The sequence below is a fragment of the Streptomyces akebiae genome (assembly GCF_019599145.1).
Taxonomy (GTDB): Bacteria; Actinomycetota; Actinomycetes; order Streptomycetales; family Streptomycetaceae; genus Streptomyces; species Streptomyces akebiae.
Genome location: NZ_CP080647.1, coordinates 4,404,724 through 4,430,198, shown reverse-complemented (window position 1 = coordinate 4,430,198; position 25,475 = coordinate 4,404,724). Strand labels below are relative to the sequence as shown.

Below are 25,475 nucleotides of genomic sequence, written 5' to 3'. Positions count from 1 at the left end.
GGAGCCGTCCATCGGGGTCGTCCGACTCTCACTCGTGTTCGGGCGCTTCCTGTCCGCGGCTCTCCCGCAGGAGCCGTTCCGCCCGGTGGGGCGACAGGTCGAGTCTGGCCAGCACCGCCGGGGTGACGATGCTGGGAAGCAGTAGCTGATACAGGCCCGCGATCTCCTCGGAGAGGTCCAGCTTCTCCTCCAGGGCTTCCGTCACCAGTTGCACGCCGGTCCACGCGCCGACGAACGCTCGCGATATGGCGGCGGGGTCGGCGTGACCGAATAGTTCTCCGCTCTCCTTGGCCTCGGTCAGCAGTGTGTGTCCGAGGGTGACCCAGTCCGGCCATCGGGTGCCGAAGAGTCTGCGTGCCTTGGGGTCGACGGCCAGTCGGATCGCGGCGCGCAGTATCGGTTCCCTGGGTAGCCGGTGGGCCAGCAGCAGTCCCAGATCCACCCACTCCTGCATTTTGAACGCCTGGGGGCTGAACCCTTCGCGGGTCACGGCCTCGTCCAGCACGGCACGCGCCATGTCCTCTTTCGACGCGAAGTGGAAGTACAGGGCCCCTCGGGTCAGTCCCGTCCGCTCGACCAGCGCGGCGATCGTCGCCGCGTCGTACCCCACCTCATTGAACAAGCTCGCCATGCTCTCCAGGATTAGATTGCGAGTGCGAATCGCACGATCCTGCCTCACCACCCGACACCTTCCAGCGGTCCGTTAGATCAGTCGATCGGCACTCACCGAAGGATCACCCATGAGTAACCGAATGCTCGTTACTTTATCAGCGCACCCCACGTGGGCGGGCTCGGCGCCTGTGGAGACATTGCAACAAGGGGAAACGGTGGTCGGCGCCATCGGTGCCGTGCAGCCCGCGCTCCATGGCGCTGTGGACATGGCGAGACTGGGCGAATACACGCATCTCAGACATGACTCGGCGATCGTCGTCAGAGACTGGCGTCGGACAGGACCGGACACCTTCACCGTCGCGGCCCGCTGGCCCGGGTACCGCGGCCCCGGCCGGTACGACCCTCGGCTCCTGGCGCAGACCATCCGGCAGAGCGGACTCCTCGTCGCGCACGCCGAGTACGGGGTGCCGACCGGGCACCAGACGCTGCTGAGCAACCTCCGCATCACGGCCGAGGCCGGATTCCAGGCTCGGGAGGCCTCGGACTTCGAGGTCGACATCGCGGTCACCCGATCCGGCAGACGCTCCGCGAGCCTGGGCATGGAGTTCCGCATCCGGCGGGACGGTGCCACCGTGTGCCTCGCGGACACGGAGTTCGGCTGGGTCTCCCCGGCGGCCTACCGCCGGGTGCGCGGCCCGCACCTCACCGTCGCATGGGGCGAGTGGCCCGTGCCGGAGCCCATCGACAGCCACCTGGTCGGCAGGGCCGACGACAGCGACGTGCTGCTGGCGGCCGGACCAGCCGACCACCAGTGGCAACTGCGCAACGACGTCTCCCACACCTTGCTCTTCGACCACCCCGTCGACCACGTCCCCGGTCTCGTCCTGCTGGAGGCCGCGCATCAGGCCGCCCACGCCGCCGCGGGCCCGACGCCCGTCGAACTCACCGACATATCCATCGGCTACGAGCGGTACGTGGAGTTCGACGAGCCCTGCTGGATCGAGGCCCGGCGCCTGCCCACCCTGCTGCCCGACTGGTGTGCCGTCGTCGTCACCGGACGCCAGGGCGGAGAGGTCGCCTTCCAGGCGCGCCTGCGAGGGCTCCTGACGTAACCCGGCGGCATGGCGCACCGCAGGCGGCGGACCCCGCCGCCTGCGGTCGCCCTCGGCGACGCCGGCCATGTCGTCGGTGGCTGTCGTCGGTGGCTGTCGTCAGTGATTGACGAACCCTCCGTCGACCGGCACTACAGCGCCCGTCAGGAAGGGGCAGCGGTCGCTGAGCAGCCAGGCCGCGGCCTCGGCTATCTCCTCCGGCTCGGCGGTACGTCCCTGCGGCGTCAGCGAGTTGACCCGCTCCTCCAGACCGGGGTTGCGGGCGAACCAGTCCACGGTGATCTCACTGCGCGTGGTGCCCGGCGCGACCGCGTTCACCCTGATGCCCCGCGTCGCGTACTCGTCCGCGGCCGCCCTGGTCAGGCCGACCACCGCGTGCTTCGAGGCGATGTACGGCGCGGCGGCGGGGATGGCCACCACACCGGCCACGCTGCTGTTGTTGACGATCGCGCCGCCCCCGTGCGCCAGCATCGCGGTTATCTCGTGCCGCAGGCAGTTCCAGACGCTCCGCACGTTGACGTCCATGATGGTGTCGTACACGTCGTCCGTCATCAGATGCAGCGGAGTGCGGTCGCCGCCGATCCCGGCGTTGTTGAACGCCCCGTCCAGTCGCCCGTACTCGGCGACGGCGAAGTCCACCGCGCGGCCCGCGTCGGCGCTCACCGACATGTCGCCCACCACGTACGACGCCTCGGCCCCCTTGTCCCGCAGTTCACTCACGAGCGCTGCCAGTCGGTCCTCCCGACGAGCGGCCAGCACCACCACCGCGCCCTCCCGGCTGAACACCTTCGCCGCCGCGGCGCCGATGCCGCTGCTCGCACCGGTGATGAGGACCACCTTGTCCGCTAAAAGATCACTGATCATGGCCGCAGTCTCTCAAGGTGTTCCGGGCCCGGTGGGGCGTGCGGCGATATTGACCTTCGGCCGGACGACGCGGGACGAGGTACGGGCGGGGCACGGCGCAGGGGGTTCGGCCGGCTCAGCGGCCCACCTCGTGGTGGTGGCCCGTCGGGCCCGGGAGGGGTTTGAGGTCCACCTGGATGCGGTGGGTGGAGTCGTGGCTGACGGTGCCGCCGAGGCGGGCCTCGACGACGCCGAGGCGGAGGCCCGCGCCGCCCTCGCCGGAGCGGTGGAACTGGACCGCGAACTCCAGGCTGACCTGCTCCACGCTGAACCGCCAGTCGCTCGCCGCGCCCTCGGCCTGGGCTCGGGCCAGTTCCGCGCGGACCGTGCCGATGGCCTCGGCGAGGCCGACCGGTTCGGTATCGCTCATGTCAACACCCCGTCGGATTCCGTTGATTGACCGATCCAAGTTGGTTCACAAGTCTAGGGACGCGGCCTGCCCCGCGCGTAGTGTGAGGCAGCATGGGGGAATTGCGTGCGGACTGGAGACTCCGGCTGCGGCGCGGGAGTGCGCGGGGCCCCATCTGCGGCGCCGGGGTGCTCGTCGATCAGAACACCGTGTTGACCTGCGCCCATGTGGTGCGGCACCCGGATGCCGTGATGTGGGTGGAGTTCGCGGAGAACAGCGAGCTCGAACCGGTCTCCGCGCGCGTCCTGCCCGGCGGTTGGCTCGCGGGGAGCGACGTCGGCGGAGGGCGCGTAGGCCAGGCGGTCGGCGAGCCGGTCGGCGACGTGGTCGGCGAGGATGTCGCCGTACTGCGGCTGGACAGCCCCCGGCCTCAGGCGCGGCCCGCCCGGCTGGAGACCCGGCTGTGGGGCGGGATGGAGGTGTCCGCCACCGGGTACGCGGAGGGCTTCGACGACGGGATGAGCCTGTGGGGGCGTATCGGTGGGGTCAGCGGTGAGCGGGTGCAGCTCGACGCCGTCACCAAGGCCGAGGTGGTGCGCCGGGGGTTCAGCGGGGCCGCCGTGTGCACCCGGCCGGAGGAGGGGCGGGCCGCCCGGGTCGTCGGGCTCGTCGTCAGTTGGCGGGGAGACATGGGCGAGCTGTTGCCCGAGAACAACCGGCTCGCCTTCTCGTATCTGATCCCCGTCGCGCGTATCGCCGAACTGTCGCCCGTGATCGCTGAGTTGTGCGGCCCCCACGCCTGGGACCACGACTTCGAGGAGCGGCTGACACGGTGGTTCGGCGACGAGTGCGCCGACGAGGAGCCGGTGAAGGTCACCGTGGTGCCTCCGGGGAGCGGGAAGGAACGGTCCCTGCGGCATCTCGTGCACCGGGCCGATCTCGTCTACCGGGGTGGTGGGTCCAGTCGGCCCGACCTCGCCGATCACGCGCTGGGACACATCGCCTTTCCGCCCGGACGGTATCTGGCGTACTGGGACTGGCTTCTCGGCACCCGGCCGCCGCCGGGGCGACCACCCGCCCTCGTGGGTGGGCGGCGGGTCACCGTCGTGGTCGACGGGCTCGACGAGGAGCCCGAGCCGGGTGCCTTGATCGCGCTCCTCGCCCGATTACGGTCGCTCGGCTTCCGGCTGCTGCTGGTCTTCCGGCAGGAGGGGGGCACCGGCTGGACGGCCGCCCGCGACGACCTCCTCGCGCCCGCGCTCCTCGACCACGCGGACGCGCTCCTCGCCCGGCTGGAACGGGCGGAGTTCAGCCGCGCGGTCCGGCACGGTGTCGTCGACAGCGCCTCCCTCGGCTCCCTCACCGAGACGGCCGAACGGCGCCGGGGCGAGCGGCGGTCGATCGACGCGGCTGGGGGGACTGGGGGGAGTGGGAGTGGGAGTGGGAGTGGGGGGAGTGGTGGGTTTGGTGAGGGTGGCGGGTTTGACGGGGGTCGTGGGTTTGACGGGGGTGGTGGGGTCGGCAGGGCCGGTGGGACCCAGAGGGATCGTGTAGGCCGCGGGGCTCATGGGTTCGGTGGTGCCGGTGGGGGCATGGACCCGCAGCAACGGCTGGCCCGGCTGCGGGAGTTGATTCGTACCCTCCGCGCGGATCTGCGGCGCATCGGGGAGCGGGCGGGTGGGGAGCGGCCCGTCGCGGAGCAGGCACCTGGAGGGGAGCCTCCCGGAGAGCGGGCATCGGGTGGGTGGTCAGCTGGAGGGCGGCCCACCGGAAAGCGGGCATCTGGCGGGCGCGCGGACGGAGCGCGGCCCAGCGGGGAGCGGGCAGCCGGCGGGTGGCCCACCGGAGACCGGGTGTCCGGTGACCGGCCTTCCGGCGACTGGCCTTCCGGAGGCCTCACATGAGGTTCACCGCCCGCTTCGGGCCGGGGACGGGAGGCCGAGGGAGGAGTGGCCCGGGGACGGGAGGCCGTGGGGCGGGTGACCCGACCGCCGGCCGAGGGATGCATGGGCTGCTGGGGACGCATGGCCAAGGTGTGCCGGGCCCGGCGGCTGCCCGAGGTGAGGGTGGCCCGGGGGCGTATGGCCAAGGCGCGCGGGGCGCTGGGGCGGGTGGTCCGGAGATGCGTGGCTCGGCGGCGGGTGGCTCGGAGGTGTACGGCCCGGCGGCTGCCCGAGGTGTGGGTGGTCCGGGAGTGCATGGCCTAGGCGTGCGGGCCCCCGGGGTGGGTGGCTCGGTGGCGGGTGGTCCAGGGGTGGGTGGCTCGGGTGCGGGTGGTCCGGGGGTGCGTGGCCTGGAGACGCGTGGTGCGGAGGGTGGCCGACGTGTGGCTGGCGCGGGGACGCACGGCCAAGGCGCAGGCGCCCGGGAGACCACCCGAGGTGCCTCCGGGACGGGTGGTTCGGGCGGCCCGGGTGCGGGGGGTCCGGGTGTGGGTGGATCAGGGGCGGAGGGGCTCGGGGCGCGCGGTTGTCCGCATCGGCGGTTCACCGGTGCGCCGTGTGGCGGGACCCTGTTGCCCACCGGGTACTGCGCCGTGTGCGGGCGTGCGGAGGGCGGCCCCCGGCTGCCCGCACTGCCCGAGGAGCCGCGGGAGTTCGGGCCCGCCGAGTTGCTCGCGTTGCCCGAGCGGGCGTCGCGGCCCGCCCAGGAACGGCTCATCCATCCCGAGGCACCGCTGCGTGTCCGTATGGTCTGCTCGTCCGCCGAGTGCGGCATCACCTTCGCGCCGCCCTACACGGTGGGCCCGGTGCCGGTCGAGGGGTACTGCCCGGCCTGCGGCGAGCCCTACTCGTACCGGCCCGAACTCGCCGAGGGCGACGTGCTGCGCGACCAGTACCGGATCATGGGGCCCATCGCGCACGGCGGCCAGGGCTGGGTGTACCTCGCCGAGGACACGCACCTCGGCGACGTGGTCGCCGTGAAAGGGCTGCTCAACCGGTACGAGCAGGACGGGGCCAGGCTCGCCGACCTCGAACGCCGCAACCTCGTCGCCATCCGCCACCCCCGTATCGTCCAGATCCGCGACTTCGTCGCCCGGCGCGACGACTCCGGGCGGGTCACCGGCGGGTACATCGTCATGGACGACGTCGGCGACGGCACCCTCGACAAGGTCGTCAAGGAGACCCGACGCGGGGAGTCCGTCCTCGACATCGAGCACGTGGCCGCGTACGGCTGCCAGATCCTCGAAGCGTTCGTGCATCTGCACGCCGGTGGTGAGAAGGGCTTCGTGTACGGGGACATGAAGCCCTCGAACGTGGTGCACCACGGCGACGGCGTCAAGGTCATCGACCTCGGCGGCATGCGCGAACAGGGCCAGGAGCAGCCGCCCGCCCATGTCACCCCCGACTACATGGCACCCGAGACGGCGTCCTCGCCCATGCCCACCACCGCCCACGACCTGCACACGGTCGGCGTCACCCTGCGGGAACTCGCCGGCTGGGCCGTCGACGAGGTGCCCGGCCTCGGCACCGCCTCCTTTCGCGAGGTCATCGACCGCGCCACACGCACCGATCCGGGTCTGCGCTTCGCCGATGCCCGCGAGATGGCCGGCCAACTGCGCGGCGCCCTGCGGGAGATCCGCGCCCTGCGCGGCAAGAACGACCCGCCCGAACCCTCCGACTACTTCCGGCCGTCCCCGCAACTGCTCGGCGCCCGGCTCGGCACGGTGCAGGGCATCGAGCACTGGCTCGACCGCCCCCGGCGCGACCGGTACGACCCGCCCCTCGCCCCCGCCCTCGACCTCGGCGCGCCCACCCTCACCGAGATCGCCCGCCGGCTGCCGGTGCCCCGGCGGTACCCGGGCGATCCGCAGACCACACGGTTCGAGGTCAGCAGCGGTTACGACCCCGGCCGGCTCCTCGACCAGGAGGAGGGCAAGCCGCCCTCGGTGGAGATCCGCCTGCACAACGTACGGGTCCTGCTGGGCCGGAACAGCCGGGACGACCTGGAGCGGGCCCAGGAGGAGCTCGACACCGCCGACTCCATCCCCGGGCCGTCCGCCGTCCGCCGGTGGCGGCTGGAGTGGCACCGCGCGCTGGTCGCGCTGCGCCGCGCCGACCTCGACGCAGACCCGCGCCAGGTCGCCGTGGCCAAGCGCCACTTCGCCGCGGTCCGCCTCGAACTGCCCGGCGAGTACGCGCCGAAGCTGGCCCTCGCCTACTGCGGGGAACGGCTCGGCGACGACACGGCGGGGCCGACGGCCAAGGAGCTGTACGAGGCCGTGTTCGCCCGCAACCCCGCGCACGGGGGAGCGGCCCTGGGCCTCGCCCGGCTCGCGCTCCGCGCGGGCGACCGCCGGGCCGCCCTCGACGTCCTCGGCCGGGTCCGTCCCGGCACCCTGGACCACACCGTCACCCGGATCGCCTCCCTGCGCATCCGCGCGGCCAGGCTGCCCCGTGACAGTGATCCGCTGCCCGCGCCCACCGAGGTCGACACGGCCCTGGCCGAACTGAGCGACCTCGTCCGCCGGGAACCGGGCGCCGGCGGGCCGAGCCTGTCCGAGGACGAGGCGCTGCGCCTCAGCACCGAACTGCACGAATGGAAGCTGGACGCGCTCCACAGCCGCGGCGACCGGCCCGGCCCGGGAGGAGCGGGAGGAGGGCGGCTCGATCCCGGCAGCCTGCGGCGGCTGAGCGCGCAGGAGCGGGAGCTGCGTGCACGGATCGAGTCGCTCTATCGCCAACTGGCCGCCCGGCACGCGGAGTCGTCCGCCGCGCACGAACACCTCGTGGACCTCCTCCAGGCGGTACGGCCGCAGACCGTGGTCTGACCCGCTTGGCCGTGTGGCGGGGGCCTGTGGCACGGGGGAGTCGAGCGAGCCGAGGGGCCTGAGGAGAGCAGTGGGCGGCGTCCATGTGGTCCGTACGGCGACGAACGGGGAAGGAACGGTGACGCACGACATGAGCGGACGCGTGAGCGGGCACATGAGCCGGGGCGGGAGCGGGCAGACGGGCGGCGGGCGTGGGGGCGGGCGTATGGAGCGTCGTACGGGTGGTCAGGAGCGTCGTGCGGGTGGGCCGGGGGAAGGGCGCGCGAGCGGGCGTACGCACGGTGGGGCGGAGGCGCGTGAGGGCGGACGCACGGGCGGCCACGCGCGGTCGGCGCGGCCGCCCGAGATCCAGGTGCGGGTCGACCTCGACGGCGATGTGCGGCCGCACCGCAGCGCGAAGATCGAGGCGCATCTGCGCGTGGACGTGACCGCCGGGGGCGCGCCCGCCGAGCTGCCCGCGATCGAGCTCGCCGTAATCATCGCGGTCGATGTCGCCGAACCTCTCCGCGGGGTCGTCCGCCACGCCCTGCAGGCCGCGCTGCGCAGCCTGCCCGACGGCATCTCGTTCACCGTGCTCGGCGCCGGCCCCGAGCCGGTCCCGTGCCATCCGCGGGGTGACGCCGAGTGGGCCGTCGCCGACCAGCGAGAGAAGCGCCGGGCCGCCTTCGCCGCGGGCGCGATACCGCTGCACCGGGACGGCCCGCGCCCCGCCGGGTACGCCGTCTGGGCGGCCAGGGCACGCGCCCTGCTCGCGGCCCGCCCACTGTCCGTACGCCATCTGCTGCTGATCACCGACGGCAGCAGCGGACCGGGCGAGACCCGGCTGGACGAGGAACTGGACGCCTGCGCCGGGCACTTCACCTGCGATGTGCTCGCCGTGGGCGCGGACTGGGCGCCCGACCCCCTGCTCGCGCTCGCCGAACGGCTGCACGGTACGGCCGAGTTCGTGGACGATGGGCTCGGCCAGGCGATCACCGGCGCCGTCCGGCGGTTGCGCCGGGTGCACGCCCCGCAGTTGCCGATCGAGGTGACCGTACGGCCCACGGTGCGGCAGGTCGCCCTGAACGAGAAGGCGCCCCGGCCGCATCGTCTCGGCGGACTTCCCCAGCCCGGTCGGCCCCACCGCTGGAGCTTTCCGACGTACCAGTGGGAGCAGGGCGGGCGCGACTATCTGCTCACGCTCGTCGCCGACGCCGACGGTGATCCGTTGGAGACGTGGCTGCAGTTCGCCATGGTCTCCGTCGGGGACGTCCACGCGCCCGTCACCGCGCGCTGGCACCGGCCCGAGCAGCCGCCGCCCGAGGTCGCGGCCAGGGGTGACAGTGTGCGCGACCAGAAGTCGACCACCGTGATGCGGGACGCGCTGCGCCGGGGGCTCGTCGCGCTCAAGGACCGGCGCCGGGACGCCGCCGAGGGGCACCTCGGGCGGGCGGCGCGGCTGGCGGCCCGGTTCGGCACGGACTGGGTGCTGGACGAGATCGGCGCGGTCGCCGACATCGAGGACGCGTCGGCGGGGCGGGTCCGGCTGCGACCGGCCGCCGCCGTCGACGCGTCCACGCTCGGCCCGATGATCCTGCGTGCCGGATCCTGGCCCGTGCCCCTGCCCGACACGGCCGCTCCGCAGCCGGGCGCACGCTGCACCCGGTGCGCCGCCCCGGCCGGGGGCGAGGCCCGCTACTGCATAGCGTGCGGGGAGAAACTGCTGTGACGGCCGGACAGGGCGCTTCCGGGAGCGGGCGCTCGGGGTGGGCTCTTCGCGACGGGCGCCGGCGGTGGGGCCTTCGCGGCGGGCGCTCGGGGTGGGCTCTCCGCGGCGGCTGGTCTGCCTGGGCCCTTCGCGGCGGCTGGTCTGCCTGGGCCCTTCGTGGTGGCTGGTCTGCCCGGGCCCTTCGTGGGGAGCCTTCGGCCGGGGCTTCGCTGGGCGGGCGGTTTCTCGGCGCGGCCCGGCGGGGGCGAGCCGCGGTCGGCGGCGACCGGAGCCGATCCCTCCCCTCCGTCGCCCCGAGCGAGGGCCCGGCGGTGGCTCTACGGGAAGGGACCGCGTCGTCCGCACGGCTGTCCGCACGGCCGTCCGCACGGAGGCGGTGGATCGCGTTCTTCGGCTTCTCCGCGTCCGCACGCCCGGGTGGGCCCGCGTTTCTCGCCTCCCGGAGTGCTTCCTCCCGGAGTGCTTCCTCCCGGAGTGCTTCCTCCCGGAGTGCTTCCTCCCGGAGTGCTTCCTCCCGGAGTGCCTCCTCCCGGAGTGCCTCCCCCCGGCGGGGGAGGCCGTCGTACTCCCTCGGTGGTTTCTGGCGGCGCCGGTTGGGGCGGTGGCGGACGCGGCGGTTGCTGGAGGTGCATCTGGTCGTGCTGGCCGTCTGCGCGCTCGTAGCGGCCGGGGCCCTGTTCGTGTCCTGCCGGCAGATCCAGAGCGGCGCCGCGGCCGTCGCCGACGAGGAGGCGCCGGCCGTGCAGGGGCTCGCCGCCACCCGGCTCGCGGTGCTGCGCGCCGACCGCGAGGCCCGTGCCCTGGGCGAGCGGGAGTTCGTCGACGTGGCGGGCCGCGGCGAGACCTACCGGGCCCAGCTCTCCGCCGCCGATCAGGGACTGTCCAGGATCGCGGACCGCACGGACCAGGACCTCGGCACCGTCAACGGGCTGCTCGCCACCTACAGCAACTCCCTCACCCTCGGCACGGTCATGTACCGGGACCAGCCGCTCATGCGGCACCAGAAGCTCACCGAGGCGCGTTCGCTGCTCACCCGCCGGGGCGTCGGACTCGTACCCCGTCTGGACGACATGCAGCAGGTCCAGATGAAGCACGCCGAGGCCACCGTCACCGAGGGGTGGCTGCAGCGCGGCGGCTGGTGGACCGCCGAACTAGCTCTGGTGGCGCTGGCGTTCACCCTCCTCTCCGCGCTGTTCGTGCTGCGCGACCGCTGCGGCAGGGACTGGAACCCGTATCTGCTCGCGGCTTTCGCCCTCACCGTGCTGCTCGCCGTCGTCCCGCTGCTCACGATGGAGTCCGCCCAGGACGACCTAGACCGTGTGGTCGGGGATCTGCGGGAGATCACCCAGGAATCCAGGGATTCCTGCTGCGGCCTGGAGTTGGAGCGCGCGCAGCGGACCGTCACGGCCAAGTCGGAGGAGGTGCGGAGCGTCCTGGCCGACGACGCCTGGACCGACCGGGTGTACCAGGGCACCCTGACCGGCGGTCTGCTGATCGTCGTCCTGCCGGTGATCGGCCTCGGCCTCCGGCTCGACAGCGACTACTGGAGGCGGCGGTGACCCGGCGGTTCAAGGTGCTGGCTCTGCTCGCGGCGCTGCTGCTGGTCTGCGCCGGCGGCATGGTGGCGGTCTGGTCGGAGCGGGACGACGAACCGGTGACCATTCTCGGGCCGTGGACCGACAAGCAGGGCGAGCAGTTCGAGGACGTGCTGCGGAGCTTCGGCATCCCCTTCGAGTACCAGGGCACCGCGGCCCAGCGCGAGGTGCTGCTGTCCAAGGTGCAGTCGGGGGAACCCCCGGACATCGCGATCATGCCGGGTGTCGGTGAACTCGCCGAGTACGCCGACCAGGGCCTCCTGAAGTCGCTGAACGGTCTCTACGCCGCGGAGGAGTACGGTGCCCCCTGGAAGCCGGTGAGCACACCCCGGGAGGACGCGTACTGGGTGCCGGTCAAGGCGGACCTGAAGAGCATCGTCTGGTACCGCGAGGGGGAGCGCCCCGCGAACTCGCCCGCCTCGCTGCAGAGTTGGTGCATCGGCATGGGCGACGACGGAGCGTCCGGCTGGCCCGGCAGCGACTGGATCGAGGACCTCGTGCTGCAACGGGAGGGCCCGGAGGTCTACGGCAAGTGGGCACTGGGCGACGCCACGGTGCCCTGGACGGGGGCTCCGGTGCGCGGGGCGTGGGAGGCGTGGGCCGGTCTGCTCCGGCAGGACGAGGCGGCTGCCGGGCGCGCCCTGCTCACCGATCACCGCGGTGCCCCCGGCGAGCACGGGCTGCTCTTCGACGGTCAGGACGGGTGCGCGCTGGAGCACCAGGGTTCCTTCGCCCGCTCCTTCTACGGGGACAAGGGGCGGCGGGCGGGTCTGATGGACTCCGCTCCCCTGCTGCCCGGCGGCGGCTACCGGGTCCGGGGCCACGAGGTGACCGGTGACTTCGCCGCGCTGTTCAGCGACCGTCCCCGGGCCGGTGACCTGATCGAACGGCTGGCCTCGCGGGAGGGTCAGCGGAAGTGGGCCGAGGCCGCGGACGTCTTCTCGGCGAACCGGCGGGTGCGACCTGAAGGCGGCCCCGTCGAAGAGGAGATCGCCGAACGCCTCACCGGCTCCGGCCCCCGCTGCCTCGACGCCTCCGACGTCATGCCCCCCGCCGTCCGCGACGCCTTCTACGAGGCCGTCCTCCTGACGATCGCCCGCGCCGCCGCCGGGGAGGACCTCGACGTGCCGGGACTGCTGACCGACGTGCAGAACGTGGCGGAGACGCAGCCCGACCGGCGGGCGCCGTTGAGGACGGTGTGCAGTACGTAGTCAGCGGGTGTCGGGCTGGGCGGCGTGGAAGGTGCGGCGGTAGGCGTCCGGGGGGACGCCGAGGGTGCGGTTGAAGTGGCGGCGGAGGGTGGCGGCGGTCCCCATGCCCGTGGTGGTGGCGATGGCGTCGATGCTGTCGGCGGTGGTCTCCAGCAGTTCCTGGGCGCGGCCGATGCGCTGGGTGAGGAGCCACTGGAGGGGGGTGGTGCCGGTGGCCGCGCGGAAGTGCCGGGTCAGAGTGCGGGAACTCATGCTCGCGTGGCGGGCGAGGTCCTCGACGGTCAGGGTCCGGTCGAGGCGTGCCAGGGCCCAGGGGAGCAGGTCGGTCAGCGGATGGTCGCTCCGCGTGGGGACCGGGGCGGGGACGAACTGGGCCTGGCCGCCCGAACGGTGTGGGGGGACGACCAGCCGGCGGGCCACCGCGTTGGCGGCCGCCGAGCCGTGGTCGAGGCGGACCAGATGCAGACAGAGGTCCATCGCGGCGGCCTTGCCCGCCGAGGTGAGGACGCTGCCGTTGTCGACGTAGAGGACGTCCGGGTCGACCTCCACCTCCGGGTATCGGGTGGCCAGGACGTCCGTGTGTGCCCAGTGCGTGGTCGCCCGGCGGCCGTCCAACAGGCCCGCGGCGGCCAGCACGAACGCGCCGGTGCACAGCGAGGCGATCCGCGCGCCCGCCTCGTGCGCCGCGCGGACCGCGTCGACCAGGTCGGCGGGCGGGGCCACGTCCAGATCGGCCCAGCCGGGGACGATCACCGTGTCGGCGTGCGGTAGCCGGTCCAGGCCGTGGTCCGGCTCCAGGCGGAAGCGTCCCACGGAGACGGGGCCCGGGCCGCAGAGGGCGAACTCGTACCAGGGGTCCACCAGGTGCGAGAGGTCGGAGCCGAACACCTCGTAGGCCAGGGACAGTTCGAAATGGAGCATGCCGTCGGTGACGGCCAGCGCGATGGTGGGCGGGTCCGGTGAGGGCATGTCGGAAATTGTACGGGGCTCGTCGTTTCAGACACTCGTGGTGGGTGGCCGTGGTCGGAAGGATGGTCGTCAGGCGGGGCGGTCGACGCTCGGTCGACGGTGACGGTGACGGTGCTGGTGCCTGTGCCTGTGCCTGTGCCTGTGCCTGTGCCTGTGCCTGTGCCGGTGACGAATGACGAATGACGAATGACGATGGGGAGAGCTGATGAGTGCGGGGCGTACGGTCGCGGTGTTCGGGGCTTCCGGGCACACCGGGCGGTTCGTGGTGGCGGAGTTGCGGGCGCGGGGGTTCGTGCCGCTGCTCGTCGGGCGGAACGCGGAGAAGCTGCTGGCGCTCGTGGCGGGGCAGCCGGGCCCGGAGCCGGGGCAGGGGCCGCAGGGGTGGGTGCGGGTCGCCTCGGTCGATGAACCGTCCTCGCTGGACCGGGCGTTCGCCGGTGCGGACGCCGTGGTGAACTGCGCCGGGCCCTTCGCGGAGACGGCCGCGCCGGTGATCGAGGCGGCCTTGCGCGCCGGGATTCCCTATGTGGATGTGGCGGCCGAGATCGAGGCCAATCTCGACACGTTCGCGGAGTTCGGGGCGAAGGCGCGGGCGGCGGGGGTCGTCGTGGTGCCCGCCATGGCCTTCTTCGGCGGGCTCGGCGACCTGCTGGTCACCGCCGCGACCGAGGCGGCCGGCTGGTCGGCGGCGGACGAGGCGCACATCGCGTACGGGCTGAGCGGATGGCACCCCACGGCGGGGACACGGGACGCGGGCGCGGTCTCGCGGCAACGCAGGGGCGGGCGACGGGTCCGGTACGCCGACGGACGGCTGGAGTACCGGGACGACGCGGCGCCGGCCACGAAGTGGGACTTCCCCGAGCCGATGGGGACCCGCGCCGTGATCGGGGAGTTCAGCATGGCCGACATCGTCACCGTGCCCAGCCATCTGCCCGTCCCCGAGGTGCGGACGTACATGACGGTCGAGGCCGCGCGTGATCTGGCGGCCCCCGAGACCCCCGCACCGGCCGCCGTCGACGCCCACGGGCGGTCCGCGCAGACCTTCGTCGTCGACGTCGTCGTCCGGTCCGGGGACGTGGAACGGCGGGCCACGGCGCGCGGACAGGACATCTACGCCGTCAGCGCGCCGCTCGCGGTGGAGGCGGTACGGCGGGTGATCGAGGGACGGGTGAAGGGGACCGGGGTCCTCTCGGCCGGGGCGGCGTTCGACGCGGCCGACTTCCTCCGTGCGCTGTCCGGGCACGTCTCGGTGGAGGTGGAGTAGGTGTGGGGGCTGGGGCCGCAGCCGGGGGCCGGGGCGGTAGACGGGGACATGGGAAAGGGCCCTAGGGGGTGTTTCGAAAGTCCCGCACAGCACCCACGGCGCCCGGCACGCTCCCCCACTCTCGGCTCCGCTCGAGCGGGAGGGACCCCCACCGCCGCACCGGCCGACACCCCAAGTACGTCCAGTACGAGGGCTTTCGTCCGGCACGCCGAGAGCACGCACCGGACACCGCGGGCACCGCGGGCACCGCACAAGACTTTCGAAACACCCCCTAGTCCTCGACGGTCGGCGTCCCGGCTGCCGCGCCCGGCACGATCAGGCCCGTCTCGTACGCCACCACCACGGCCTGGGCGCGGTCGCGGAGGCGGAGTTTGGCGAGGATGCGGGCGACATGGGTCTTGACGGTGGCCTCGCTGAGGCGGAAGTGGGCGGCCAGTTCGGTGTTGCTGAGGCCGGTGGCGAGGGACCGGAGGACCCAGTTCGCGGGGGGTGAGGGGGGCGAGGTCGCGGTGGAGGGTGGGGGTCTCGGCGGCCGGGGAGACGAAGCGCTCGATCAGGCGGCGGGTGATGGCGGGGGACAGGAGCGCGTCGCCGGTGCGGGCCAGGCGGACGGCGGCGACCAGGTGCTCGGGGGTGACGTCCTTGAGCAGGAAGCCGCTGGCGCCGGCGGTGAGGGCGGCGTAGACGTAACGGTCCAGGTCGAAGGTGGTCAGCATGAGGACGCGGGGCGGGTCGGGGACCGTGCCGGAGAGGATGCGCCGGGTCGCCTCCAGGCCGTCGGTGCCGGGCATGCGGATGTCCATCAGGACGAGGTCGGGACGGGTGCGACGGACCGCCTCGACGGCCTGTTCCCCGTCGGCCGCCTCCGCGACCACGTCGATCCCGTCGGCGGAGAGGATCATGCCGAAGCCGGTGCGGACCAGGGCCTGGTCGTCGGCGATCACCACCCCGGGCCGGTCCGCCTCTGCCGGGTACGCGGCAGAGGCGGACCGGCCGTCACGGGTGCTCCTCAAGGGGCGGGGCGCTTCGGGGCGCCCTTTCGGAGGGTGGGTCAGGCGGGCCCAGTCGGTCGAGTGGTATGACCGCCTGGACGCGGTAGCCGCCGGTCGGGCGGGGGCCCGTGCGGAGGGTGCCGCCGTGGACGATGAGGCGTTCCCGCAGGCCCAGGAGGCCGCGGCCCGTGCCGGAGGCGGCCGCGGGGGTGGTGAGACCGCCGGTGTCCGTGATCTCCAGGCGGAGCGCGGTGGGCGTGTGGTCGACGGTGATCCGCACCCGGGCGCCCGCGGCGTGCTTGACGGTGTTCGTCAGGGCCTCCTGGACGACGCGGTACGCGGCCAGGTCGGCGCCCGGCGGCAGCGGGGAAGGGGTGCCGGTGACGATCAGCTCCACGGGGACGCCGGAGGCCCGGACGCGCGAGGTGAGGGCCGGGAGCTGACCCAGGCCCGGTTGCGGAGCCAACTCGGTGTCGTCGGCCGGCCCTTTCCAGGGGCCGGAGCCCAAACCGGAGCCGGAGCTCAAACCAGAATCGGAGCCGGAGCCGGAACCGGAGCCGGAGCCGGAGCCGGCACCCAAACCGGAGCCGGAGCCGGAGCCGGCACCCAAACCGGACCCGGAGCCGGACTCGGTGCCGGTGCCCGCACAGGAGTCCCACCCCGAGCTCGTGCCGGAGTCGGCACCGTTGGAGCCCGGCCAGGTGCCCGAATCGGTCGGGCCTCTCCACGCACCGGTCGGGCCCGTCTCGGCGGCAGGGGGCCGATCCTCCTCGGTCATCGTCAACAGGCCCATCACATGGCGCAGTTCCGTGGCCCTCCGGGGTCACCGGGGTGACGACCGTGGTGGCGTACGAGGGCGACTCGGCGTGGGGCGCGCCCGAGCTGGTCTCGGGGCACTGGCTCGACGGGCCCGGACAGGCGGTGGTGACCGCGCGGTTCCTGACGGCCGCCGGGATCGGGGTCGGGGACACGGTGACCCTCGACGAGAAGGGCCGACGAGCCACCGTACGGATCGTCGGCGAGGCCTTCTTCACCCAGGACGGGGGCATGACCCTCCTCACCTCCACTGCCACCCTCGCCGAACTCGGGCTCGGGGACGAGGCGTTGCCCGGCCGGTTCCACGTGCGGACCGCGTCGGGCACCGATCCGGGGCAGTACCTGGACACGCTGAACCGCGCGCTCGACGGCGCGGGTGTCGCCGCCCTCGCCCACGCCGACAGCGGCAACTCCTCCAGCGTGATCGTGGCCATGGACGCGCTGATCGGGATGCTCACGCTCATGCTGGTCGTGGTCGCCGGGCTCGGTGTCCTCCACACGGTCGTCCTCGACACCCGCGAACGGGTCCGCGACCTCGCGGTCCTGAAGGCCCTCGGTATGACACCCCGTCAGACCGTCGCCATGGTCGTCACCTCCGTCGCCGGGGTCGGCCTGCTCGTCGGGCTGGTCGCGGTCCCGGCCGGGATGGCCCTGCACGGCATGGTCACGCCGTTCATGGGAGACGCCGTCGGCATGACCCTGCCGGAGACCGTCCTCGCCGCGTACGACGGGCCCGTGCTCGCCCCCCTCTCGCTGGGCGGGCTGGTCATCGCGGTGGCGGGCGCGCTGCTGCCGGCGGGGTGGGCGGCGGGGACGGGTACGGCCAGGGCGCTGCGCACGGAGTAGGAGGCGACGACTCCCCGAGGGGTGTCGAGCAGTGATGTCAGGCAGCCGTCGGAGGAGGTGGGCGCGTACGAGGAGTCGTTCCCGGGGCCGAGGGCCGGGGGCCGGGGGCCGAGGGCCGAGGGCCGGGGTGCGCGTGGCGGAGCCCGCCCGCGCACGCCCAGGAGCCCGCCCTCGCACGCCCACCCGCCTTGCTCGGCACGGGCGTTGACCCGCGTCGTGCGCAGCAGCAGAATGAGCCCCCATCCGCTTGAGAGCGCTCTCAGAGGGCGTTCGGAACGCGGCTCCGGGCGGGCCTCGCACCGCGGCCCGCACCCCCCACCTCGTACCGGCAAGGGAGACCCATGACCGGCAGTACCGGCAGTACCGGAAGCAACGGCAGTACTGGCAGCACCGGAAGCACCGGCGGAACCGGCGGAACCGGCGGACGAGCCCGCGCGTTCAGCCGCCGCAGCCTCCTCGGTACCGGCCTCGGCGCCGCGGCGGCGCTCACCGTCGTCGGCCCGGGCCCGGCCCACGCCGCGTCCGGGGTGTCCGGGGTGTCCGAGGCGTCCGGCGGCTCGGCCCCGCGGCGCGGGCACGCCTTCCTCGCCGCCGCCATGGACGCCTACCCCGACCACGGCGACGTGCGGCTGGCCCAGAGCTACACCGACCAGGCGGGCCTGTTCAGCACGGCCTTCACCTACGACAACGCCCTCGCGATCCTCGCCCACCTCGCCGTGCGCACCGAGGACGGGCGGGCCAGGGCGGTGGCGCTCGGGGACGCGCTGATCTACGCACAGGAGCACGACCCGGCGTACGACGACGGCCGGCTGCGCCAGGCGTACAACGTCGGGCCGTACGTGTACTACGACGGCGTACCGCAGCCTGACGGGTTCGTCCGGGCGGACGGGACGGCCAACGTCGGCACCCAGTTCGGCTTCACGGGGACGGCCGTGGGGGACATGGCCTGGGCGGGGATCGCGCTGAGCGCGCTGGCCCGGCGGACCGGCGCCCGACGGTTCCTGGCCGCCGCCGTGCGGATCGGGGAGTGGATCGAGCGGACCGGCCGTACCGACGAGCCCCTCGGCGGCTACAAGTTCGGCGTGAACGGGGCGAACGAGAAACTGCCGTTCACCTCGACCGAGCACAACACCGACCTGATCTGTCTGTTCGGACGGCTCGCACGGCTCACCGGCGACCGGGTGTGGTGGCAGCGGCGGGCCCGGGCGGAGGCCTTCGTGAAGGGTATGTGGGAGCCCGGCCGGGGCGCGTCCGGCGGCTTCTTCTACACCGGCACCAACGACGGCGTCACCGTCAACAAGTCACCGATCCCCGAGGACACCCAGACCTGGACCCACCTCGCCCTCGACTCCGACCGGTACGCGCGCTCCCTCGACTGGGCGGCCCGGGAGCTCGCCGTCCTCGACCACGCCGAGCGCCGCAACAGCACGGTCCCGGCCGGGCAGTCGTACGAGGGCGTGACCTTCAGCTCGGCCAGTCTCCTCGCGAACGAGGACGCGCCCATCGCCGAGTTCCAGCCCAAGCCCAACCGCAACGGTGTCTGGTTCGAGGGCACCGCCCATCTCGCGCTCGCCCTGCGCGACCGGGGCGCACGCGGCGATGAGACACGCGCCCGGCGCCTTCTCGCCTCTCTCGAACGCGCCCAGGACTTCCTGGGCACCGCCCAGACCGTCGGCGGCCGCGCCCTTCCCGACCGTTCCGGCGTGGTCTCGGCCAGCAGCCCCCTCGACACCGGCTTCGGGTTCGGCTACTACCCGTACCGGCACACCGGCGCCACGGCCTGGTACCTGATGGCAGCGGTCCGCTCGAACCCGCTGCGGGCCTGATACCTGCGTCCGCACCGGGACCTGGAGCGCTGACCAGCGCTCCAGGCACGGGAGTTGACACGTCCCGTCACGGTGGGAGAGAGCGTGTGACGCCGACGGTCAGCTCTCTCCGCGCCTCGCCGTGCGCTCCTGGTGTCCCGCCCGGTCGGGCCGCCCCGCGTATGACAGCGGCTGCGGCACCACGCCGAACCACAGCTCGGGCGCCCACCGGCGCAGGGCCCGTTCGTAGGGCCCGTGGGTGTGGGGGAGGCGGATGCGGTAGCGCAGGCGGGGCAGTCCGGGCCGGAGCGGTTCCGTGTCACGGACGAACTGCCACAGCAGCGGGTCGTCGCGGTCGATCTCGTCCCGGGGGCACAGTTCGACGGTGGAGATCTGGTGCGTCCAGTAGACACCCACTCCGGCGAGCGAGTCCCAGCGGATCAGCGCGATCTCCTTGCCCCGGATCCACCAGAATCCCGTCGCGTCGAAGGCTGCCACCCATCGGCGGGTCCGCCAGGCGGAGACGACCGGAACGGCGAACAGCAGCGCCATCAGGATGAACAACACGGGGCCCCAGATGGCGAACAGGCCGTCGCTGTCGCGGCCGTACACCGCCTCGACCACGCCGAGCCCACCCGAGACGAGCGTCACCGGCACGAACAACAGGCTCCAGAGAAACCGCCGCCGACCGTACCGCACGACCGTCGCGTCGACAGCCGGCTCCGCCCCAGAGATCATGGGGCGGGACCCTAGCCGAGGAACAACACCCCCACCAGAGCCGCGACTGCCCCGGTCCGCTCGCACCTGTCCACCGGAGTCGTCCTCGGTCGCCCGTCACCTCAGCCGGGCGACGCGGTGCCGCCGTCGAGGAAGTCGTCACCTCAGTCAGGCGTGGTCCAGCCGTCGGCGAAGTCGCAGAGGCGGGTCATGCCCGTGAGCTCCCGGTCGGGGGCGTACGCGGGGCGGTCCGACTCGTGGACGACGGTGTCCACCCAGCGTTGGTAGGGGCCGCCGGGCGCGGCAAAGGGCGCCGCGTGTGCCGTGCCCAGACGGCTGTCGACGTACAGGAGGGCCCCCAAGGCCACGGGCTGGTCGTAGCGGAGGTCGGTGCGGGGCAGATACCGGTTCAGGTAGGCGGCGAGGATCTCCGCGTCCTCGTCGGTGCCGAAACGGGCCAGGGCGAAGCAGTAGCCCAGGCCCGCGTACACCGTCTCGTCGGCCAGCAGCAGTTCACCGAGGCGGGGACGGTAGGAGGTCCGCCGGGATATGCCGATCAGCCACGCGGCGGTGAGACGGGGCCGCCAGCCCTCGAAGAGCAGGGCGTCCAGGTCGGTGTCCGTGATGGACGCGGCGTCGGCGAGCAGAGGGTGCAGGAACCGCCTCCGGGTGGCCCCCTCGAACCGCAGGAACCGGCCGCTCAGCAGTTCCCCGTACCGGCCGATGCTCCGCCGGTCGGCGCGCGGCTGGACGTACCGCTTGACAGCGTTCCACCGGGCCGCCTCCTCCGGCGTCATGGCCGGCACGCGCCACACCCGCGACCCGCGCAGCTCTCTCCGCGATCTCCGCTCCACCATGCCGGAAGCGTAGATCCAGGCCGCCGGCTCCGGAGAAGGCCGTGAACGCGGTGAGTGCCGTGCAGACGGTCGCAGGGGGAAACGGTCGTGCAGGGGCGGAAACGGTCGTGCAGGGCGGAAACGGCCGAGAATGATCGGCATCGGCGATGGGCCTGATCCGTAATCAAGTGCGCGGGGGACGAACGGAGTCGGTGGAGTGGCGCTGGCCGCGCGGCGGGACGGCGAAGGGCCTGAACAGCGAAGTCGAGGAGTCGATGCGAAGTCTCCGGCGTGAACGACTAGCATCCCGGCCGTAAACAGTCGGTGGAGGACGGGATCCGGGTCGACGGTTCGTCGGCCGCGCCGGTCGTCGTCGGCGGTCCGTGGACGGAATGGGGTTGGTGTCGTGGTGGAGGCCGGGCCTCGGGTCGCTGTCGCCGTGGTGACGATGGGCAATCGGCCCGCGGAGGTGGACGCGCTGCTCGCCTCCGTGGCCAAGCAGGATGTCGCCCCCGAACGCATCGTGATCGTGGGGAACGGCTGCCCCCTCCCCGAGTTCGCCGAACGGCTGGACCTGCCCGGCGAGGTCACCCTCATCGAGGTGGACGAGAACCTCGGCTGCCCCGGCGGCCGGAACGTCGCGCTGGAGCGGCTGCGCGCTTTCGGTGACGTCGACGTCGTCGTCGAACTGGACGACGACGGGCTGCTCGTCGACGCCGATGTGCTGCGCCGCGTACGGGACTTGTACGCGGCCGACCCGCGCCTCGGCATCGTCGGGTTCCGGATCGCCGACGAGCACGGCGAGACCCAGCGGCGGCATGTGCCGAGGGTGGGCGCGAAGGACCCGATGCGCGGCGGTCCGGTCACCGGGTTCCTCGGCGGCGGGCACGCCCTCTCCATGGCCATGCTCGGCGAGACGGGCGACTGGGCCGCCGAGTTCTTCTTCGCGCACGAGGAGACCGACCTGGCGTGGCGGGCGCTCGACGCCGGCTGGACCGTGCTGTACGCCCCCGAACTGCTCCTCCAGCACCCGAAGACCTCACCCGCCCGGCACGCCATCTACTACCGCGTCAACGCCCGCAACCGCGTCTGGCTCGCCCGCCGCCGCCTCCCGCTCCCCCTCGTCCCCGTCCACCTGGGCGTGTGGGTCCTCATCACCCTGCTGCGGATGCGCTCGGTGGGCGGTCTGAAGGCCTGGTTCAGCGGCTTCGTGGAGGGCTGGCGCGAGTCGGGCGGCGAGCGTCGGTCCATGAGCTGGCGGACCGTCTGGCGCCTGACGCGACTCGGGCGCCCACCGATTCTGTAGGGCCGCGCCGATTCTGTGGGCGGAGCCGCCCGTCGATCCCGTGGCGCACAGCCGACCGTCGATCCCGTAGGGCCGTCCCACGCCACATCCCGCACACACGAGTGCCCCGGTCGTTCACCCCCGCCGACCGGGGCACAGCGCTTTGTGCGGTTCCGGGATCCGGCAGCGGCGGCGGCACTCCCCCGAGCTACGCGTCTCACGCGTGCGCCGTCGCCGCCGGATCCGATGAAGTGATCACATCAGGTCCCGCCAACGGATCGCTAACATGAGCCCAACGGTTCCACGAGGAGCCGTACGGGAGGCGGCGGCAGGTCGCCGCGGGGTAGGCCCGGAACGACGGTGCGGAAAGGCAGCGGACGGGTTCTATGCGGGACGGGCTGCGGTTCGGACTGCTCGGTCCGCCGGTTCTGTACGGGGCCGGGGGCGCGGATGACACCGAAGTAGCCGGGGGCGCCGCGGGTTCCGGCGGCGGCCGTGCGGCCGGTGGCGGCGGGGGCCGCACGATCGGCGGCTCCGGTGGCGGCGTACGGTCCGTCGGCAGCGGCAAGATGCGCGCCCTGTTCGTCGCACTGCTCCTCGAACCCGGGCGGGTCGTCTCCGTCGACACCCTGAAGGACGTGCTGTGGGACGCGGCGCCACCGCCCTCCGCACAGGCCTCCCTGCAGAACCATGTGACCCGGCTGCGCAGGCTGTTGGACGACCCCGAGCGGTTGCGCGCGATCCCGCCCGGTTATCTGCTGCGGGTGGACGAGGGCGAGTTGGACGTCCGCGTCTTCGAGAGCCACGCCCGTGCCGCCCGCACCGCCCACGCCGAACGCGACTGGGCCCGGACCGTACGCGAGTCCACCGCCGCGCTCGCCCTCTGGCGGGGGAAGCCGCTCGGCGGTCTGCCGGTCGAGGAGTTCCGTGCCCAGGCCTTCGTCCAACGCCTGGAGGAGGCACGGCTGTTGCTCCTGGAGCGACGCTACGACGCCGAACTCCACCTCGCGGCCGACAGGGCGGGACCCGGCGGGGCGGAACCCGGCAGGGCGGAGGCGGAACCCGCCGGGGCGCACGCGCTCGGCGCGCTCGCCCCCGAACTCGCCGCCCTCGTGGCCGAGCACCCCCTGCGCGAGGCCTTCCACCGCCTCCTCATGCTCGTCCTGCACCGCACGGGCCGCCAGGCCGAGGCCCTCGCCGTGCACCGCGACCTCCGCGCCCGCCTCCTCGACGAACTCGGCGTGGAGCCGGGCCACGCCGTACGCGACGCCCACGTGGAGATCCTGCGCGAACAGCCCTCCGAGCCCCGCCCGACACCACCCGACCTCCCTGCCGAGGAGCCGCCGCCCCGCCCGGCCCAACTTCCGCCACCCCCGGCCTATTTCACTGGCAGGTCAGAGGTACTGGCGGAGCTGCGGCAGGAGTTGGCCGGGGACGCAGGTGACGAGACCTTCGCCCCCACCCCGCCAGGGTCGCGGGGAACTGCGCGACCAGCCACAACGAGCCCGCACCCGCCGACGCGCAGTCTCCCCCGAGTTCAGAGGCGCCCCGCCTCGCCGACGGCGGTCATCAGCGGCATGGCCGGCGTCGGCAAGAGCGCCCTCGCCCTCCACCTCGCCCACGAACTCGCCGAACACTTCCCCGACGGCCAGCTGTACATCAACCTCCACGGCGCCACCCCGGGCATGACCCCCCTCACCCCCGCCCAGGCCCTCGCCGCCCTCCTGCGCGACCTCGGCACCGCCCCCCGACGCATCCCCGAACACCCGGACGCGGCGGCCGCGTTGCTCCGCTCGACCCTCGCCCCCACCCGGACCCTGATGGTCCTGGACGACGCCGCGAACGCCGCCCAGGTACGCCCCCTGCTCCCGGCGGGCCCCGGCTGCGCGGTCATCGTGACGAGCCGTTCGCCGCTCACCGCGCTGGACGGCGCCCACCGCTTCCCGCTCGCCCCGCTGTCGGACGCCGAGAGCGCGGCCCTGCTGCGGGCCGCCTCGGGCCGCGCGGCGGGTCTGGACGCCGCGCACCCCCTCGTCGAACTCACCGGCCGCCTCCCGCTCGCCCTCCGCGTCGTCGCGGCCCGCCTCGCCGCCCGGCGCGCCCTCACCCCGGACGCGCTGGCAGGGCAACTGGCCGCCACCGAAGGGAGGTTGCGGCACCTCGAATACGACGACCTGAGCGTCCGCCGCTCCCTCGCCGTCGCCCACGAGGCCCTGCGCGCCTCCGACCGCGAGGCCGACCGGGACGCTGCCCACGCCCTCCGCCGCATCGGCGCCCTCGACCTGCCCGCCTACGGCGCACCCCTCCTCGCCCGCCTCACCGGCACCGACGAGTCCCGCGCCGAGGCCGCCCTCGACCGCCTCGTCGACGTGGCCCTCCTGGAGGAGACGACGTACGGCCGGTACGTCCCCCACGACCTCGTACGTCACTTCGCCCGTGAACTCGCCGACTCGGCCACCGCCACCGAGACCGCCGCGGCCGTGGAGCGAGCCCTGCGCTGGTACACCGGTCGCGCCCGGCAGAGCCTGCTGGTGATGCTGCCACCGGGGTACGAGCGCGACGAACGCCTCCGCACGAGGCCGGCGACGTCCGAGCCGGCGGGCGCGGCCCCGGCTGCGGAATCCCCCGAGGAACGCCCGCCCACGGAACCGCCCTTCACCTCCGCCGAGGAGGCCTTCGCCTGGGGAGACCGCGAACTCCCCACCATCGTCGCCCTGGTGGATCGCTGCGCCCGCGACCACGGCGACGGTGACGGCCGCACCGAGGGCACGGCCGGGACGGGCGCGGCGGCACTCGTCCCCACCCTGGTCCGTCACCTCTTCCCCTATCTGCACCGGGGCGGCCGGCTCGCCGAGCTGGACGTGCTCGGTGGGCACGCGCTGAACGTGGCGCGGTCCCTCGGCGACGACGAGGCGGAGGCGTTCGCCCTCACCGACCGCGCGGGACTGCACTTCATGTCCGGCCGGGCCTCGGAGGCGCTCGCCCTCAACGACGAGGGCCTGAAGCTGTGGCGCCGCCTCGGAGTGGTGTCGTGCGTACGGCGCTGCCTGAACAACCGGGGGCTCGTACTGGAGAGCCTCGGCCGGTACGAGGAGAGCGAGGAGACGCTCCGGCAGAGCCTGGAGCTCTCCCGGCAACTCGGCGACCCCTACGGCGAGGCGGTGACCTTCAGCCACCTCGGCAACCTGTACAAGCACACCGACGCGCGCGCCGCCATCGCCCACCACGAACGGAGCCTGGCGCTGGGCGAGATCGCCGACAGTCTCGTCGTACGGCACACCGCGCACTGCAACATCGGCTACGCGCACCTCCGCCTCGGTGAACCGGCCGCCGCCGTACGCAACTTCGAGCAGAGCCTGCGCATCCTCGGTGACGACGAGGACTGGCAGGGCGAGTCCAAGTCCCGGCTCGGCCTGGTCCGGGCCCTGCGCGAACTCGGCCACCCGGACCGCGCGGCCCAGGAGTGCGCCGTCCTCCTCGATCTCGCCGAGCGCCGCGCCGACCAGTACGCCGTGGGCCTGGCCCGGCACCAGCGGGGGCTGCTGCTGCGGGCCGGGGGCCGTACGCAGGAGGCGTACCGCGAATGGGAGCGCGCACAGTCGATCCTCGACGGCACGGACTCGACGGTGGCGGTGGAGCTGAGAGAACTACTGAAGGACCGCGCTGTGTAGGGGCGCGGGAAGT

The 25,475-nt window shown here is 73.4% G+C and carries 17 protein-coding genes and 2 pseudogenes; 11 read left to right on the top strand and 8 right to left on the bottom strand.

The genetic code is table 11. From position 1 onward, the window contains the following. Positions 1-28: 28 nt before the first annotated feature. Positions 29-679, bottom strand: coding sequence for a ScbR family autoregulator-binding transcription factor (locus tag K1J60_RS19020; protein ID WP_317619717.1), 651 nt, complete (start codon positions 677-679; stop codon positions 29-31). A 148-nt stretch (positions 680-827) separates the two neighbouring features. Between K1J60_RS19020 and K1J60_RS19015 the strand changes: the two genes are divergently transcribed. Continuing rightward, a complete protein-coding gene (locus K1J60_RS19015; protein ID WP_259407788.1) occupies positions 828-1,724 on the top strand; it encodes a ScbA/BarX family gamma-butyrolactone biosynthesis protein in 897 nt (298 codons plus the stop codon). Between the two features lie 99 nt (positions 1,725-1,823). Here the strand turns inward: K1J60_RS19015 and K1J60_RS19010 are convergent, their stop codons facing one another. Further along, entirely contained in the window at positions 1,824-2,588 is a 765-nt protein-coding gene (locus K1J60_RS19010; RefSeq protein ID WP_220647243.1) for a glucose 1-dehydrogenase, read from the bottom strand. Between the two features lie 115 nt (positions 2,589-2,703). After that, the gene (locus K1J60_RS19005; RefSeq protein ID WP_045563122.1) at positions 2,704-2,997 is read right to left on the bottom strand and encodes a trypco2 family protein; all 294 of its coding nucleotides are present in this window, start codon (positions 2,995-2,997) and stop codon (positions 2,704-2,706) included. A 92-nt stretch (positions 2,998-3,089) separates the two neighbouring features. On the opposite strand from K1J60_RS19005, the gene K1J60_RS46780 reads away from it, so the two are divergent. The 5 genes from K1J60_RS46780 (at position 3,090) to K1J60_RS18980 (ending at position 12,261) form a co-directional block, all read left to right on the top strand. Then, positions 3,090-4,880, top strand: a complete 1,791-nt coding sequence (locus tag K1J60_RS46780) for a S1 family peptidase (RefSeq protein WP_263013084.1) — start codon at positions 3,090-3,092, stop codon at positions 4,878-4,880. Between the two features lie 785 nt (positions 4,881-5,665). Further along, positions 5,666-7,747, top strand: coding sequence for a tetratricopeptide repeat protein (locus tag K1J60_RS18995; RefSeq protein WP_259408288.1), 2,082 nt, complete (start codon positions 5,666-5,668; stop codon positions 7,745-7,747). A gap of 130 nt (positions 7,748-7,877) precedes the next feature. Continuing rightward, positions 7,878-9,455: a vWA domain-containing protein gene (locus K1J60_RS18990; RefSeq protein WP_259407787.1), complete on the top strand. Its 1,578-nt coding sequence runs from the start codon at positions 7,878-7,880 to the stop codon at positions 9,453-9,455. Between the two features lie 626 nt (positions 9,456-10,081). Continuing rightward, complete coding sequence (locus K1J60_RS18985) at positions 10,082-11,014, top strand: hypothetical protein (RefSeq protein ID WP_259408287.1); 933 nt, start codon at positions 10,082-10,084, stop codon at positions 11,012-11,014. Continuing rightward, a complete protein-coding gene (locus K1J60_RS18980) occupies positions 11,011-12,261 on the top strand; it encodes an extracellular solute-binding protein (protein WP_220647241.1) in 1,251 nt (416 codons plus the stop codon). The genes K1J60_RS18985 and K1J60_RS18980 overlap by 4 nt, the downstream gene beginning before the upstream one ends. On the opposite strand, the gene K1J60_RS18975 is transcribed toward K1J60_RS18980, so the two are convergent. Beyond that, positions 12,262-13,230, bottom strand: coding sequence for a helix-turn-helix domain-containing protein (locus K1J60_RS18975; protein ID WP_220647240.1), 969 nt, complete (start codon positions 13,228-13,230; stop codon positions 12,262-12,264). Positions 13,231-13,435: 205 nt separating this feature from the next. On the opposite strand from K1J60_RS18975, the gene K1J60_RS18970 reads away from it, so the two are divergent. Beyond that, positions 13,436-14,494 (top strand): saccharopine dehydrogenase NADP-binding domain-containing protein, encoded by a 1,059-nt coding sequence (locus K1J60_RS18970; protein ID WP_220647239.1) that lies wholly within the window; start codon positions 13,436-13,438, stop codon positions 14,492-14,494. A gap of 271 nt (positions 14,495-14,765) precedes the next feature. On the opposite strand, the pseudogene K1J60_RS18965 reads toward K1J60_RS18970, so the two are convergent. Then, positions 14,766-15,396, bottom strand: a pseudogene (locus K1J60_RS18965) (response regulator). Positions 15,397-15,490: 94 nt separating this feature from the next. After that, positions 15,491-15,970: pseudogene (locus K1J60_RS18960) on the bottom strand (sensor histidine kinase); the annotation flags it as partial. A gap of 347 nt (positions 15,971-16,317) precedes the next feature. On the opposite strand from K1J60_RS18960, the gene K1J60_RS18955 reads away from it, so the two are divergent. Together K1J60_RS18955 and K1J60_RS18950 are read left to right on the top strand one after the other, a co-directional pair. After that, a complete protein-coding gene (locus tag K1J60_RS18955) occupies positions 16,318-17,148 on the top strand; it encodes an ABC transporter permease (RefSeq protein ID WP_220647238.1) in 831 nt (276 codons plus the stop codon). A gap of 341 nt (positions 17,149-17,489) precedes the next feature. Then, entirely contained in the window at positions 17,490-18,974 is a 1,485-nt protein-coding gene (locus K1J60_RS18950) for a Tat pathway signal sequence domain protein (protein WP_220647237.1), read from the top strand. A 99-nt stretch (positions 18,975-19,073) separates the two neighbouring features. On the opposite strand, the gene K1J60_RS18945 is transcribed toward K1J60_RS18950, so the two are convergent. Both K1J60_RS18945 and K1J60_RS18940 read right to left on the bottom strand, forming a co-directional pair. Then, positions 19,074-19,691, bottom strand: a complete 618-nt coding sequence (locus K1J60_RS18945) for a hypothetical protein (protein WP_220647236.1) — start codon at positions 19,689-19,691, stop codon at positions 19,074-19,076. A 143-nt stretch (positions 19,692-19,834) separates the two neighbouring features. Then, on the bottom strand, positions 19,835-20,527 hold the full coding sequence (locus tag K1J60_RS18940; protein ID WP_259407786.1) for a DUF6000 family protein: 693 nt from the start codon (positions 20,525-20,527) through the stop codon (positions 19,835-19,837). A gap of 385 nt (positions 20,528-20,912) precedes the next feature. On the opposite strand from K1J60_RS18940, the gene K1J60_RS18935 reads away from it, so the two are divergent. Both K1J60_RS18935 and K1J60_RS18930 read left to right on the top strand, forming a co-directional pair. Then, entirely contained in the window at positions 20,913-21,812 is a 900-nt protein-coding gene (locus K1J60_RS18935) for a glycosyltransferase family 2 protein (protein WP_220647235.1), read from the top strand. Positions 21,813-22,177: 365 nt separating this feature from the next. Further along, a complete protein-coding gene (locus tag K1J60_RS18930; protein WP_220647234.1) occupies positions 22,178-25,462 on the top strand; it encodes an AfsR/SARP family transcriptional regulator in 3,285 nt (1,094 codons plus the stop codon). The last annotated feature ends 13 nt before the right edge of the window (positions 25,463-25,475 follow it).

Bases quoted from the DNA above. Each gene is read 5' to 3' on its own strand.
- K1J60_RS19010 (WP_220647243.1), bottom strand. From the start codon at position 2,588: ATGATCAGTGATCTTTTAGCGGACAAGGTGGTCCTCATCACCGGTGCG.
- K1J60_RS19005 (WP_045563122.1), bottom strand. From the start codon at position 2,997: ATGAGCGATACCGAACCGGTCGGCCTCGCCGAGGCCATCGGCACGGTC.
- K1J60_RS46780 (WP_263013084.1), top strand. From the start codon at position 3,090: ATGGGGGAATTGCGTGCGGACTGGAGACTCCGGCTGCGGCGCGGGAGT.
- K1J60_RS18995 (WP_259408288.1), top strand. From the start codon at position 5,666: ATGGTCTGCTCGTCCGCCGAGTGCGGCATCACCTTCGCGCCGCCCTAC.
- K1J60_RS18990 (WP_259407787.1), top strand. From the start codon at position 7,878: ATGAGCGGACGCGTGAGCGGGCACATGAGCCGGGGCGGGAGCGGGCAG.
- K1J60_RS18975 (WP_220647240.1), bottom strand. From the start codon at position 13,230: ATGCCCTCACCGGACCCGCCCACCATCGCGCTGGCCGTCACCGACGGC.
- K1J60_RS18970 (WP_220647239.1), top strand. From the start codon at position 13,436: ATGAGTGCGGGGCGTACGGTCGCGGTGTTCGGGGCTTCCGGGCACACC.
- K1J60_RS18950 (WP_220647237.1), top strand. From the start codon at position 17,490: ATGACCGGCAGTACCGGCAGTACCGGAAGCAACGGCAGTACTGGCAGC.
- K1J60_RS18945 (WP_220647236.1), bottom strand. From the start codon at position 19,691: ATGATCTCTGGGGCGGAGCCGGCTGTCGACGCGACGGTCGTGCGGTAC.
- K1J60_RS18940 (WP_259407786.1), bottom strand. From the start codon at position 20,527: ATGGTGGAGCGGAGATCGCGGAGAGAGCTGCGCGGGTCGCGGGTGTGG.
- K1J60_RS18930 (WP_220647234.1), top strand. From the start codon at position 22,178: ATGCGGGACGGGCTGCGGTTCGGACTGCTCGGTCCGCCGGTTCTGTAC.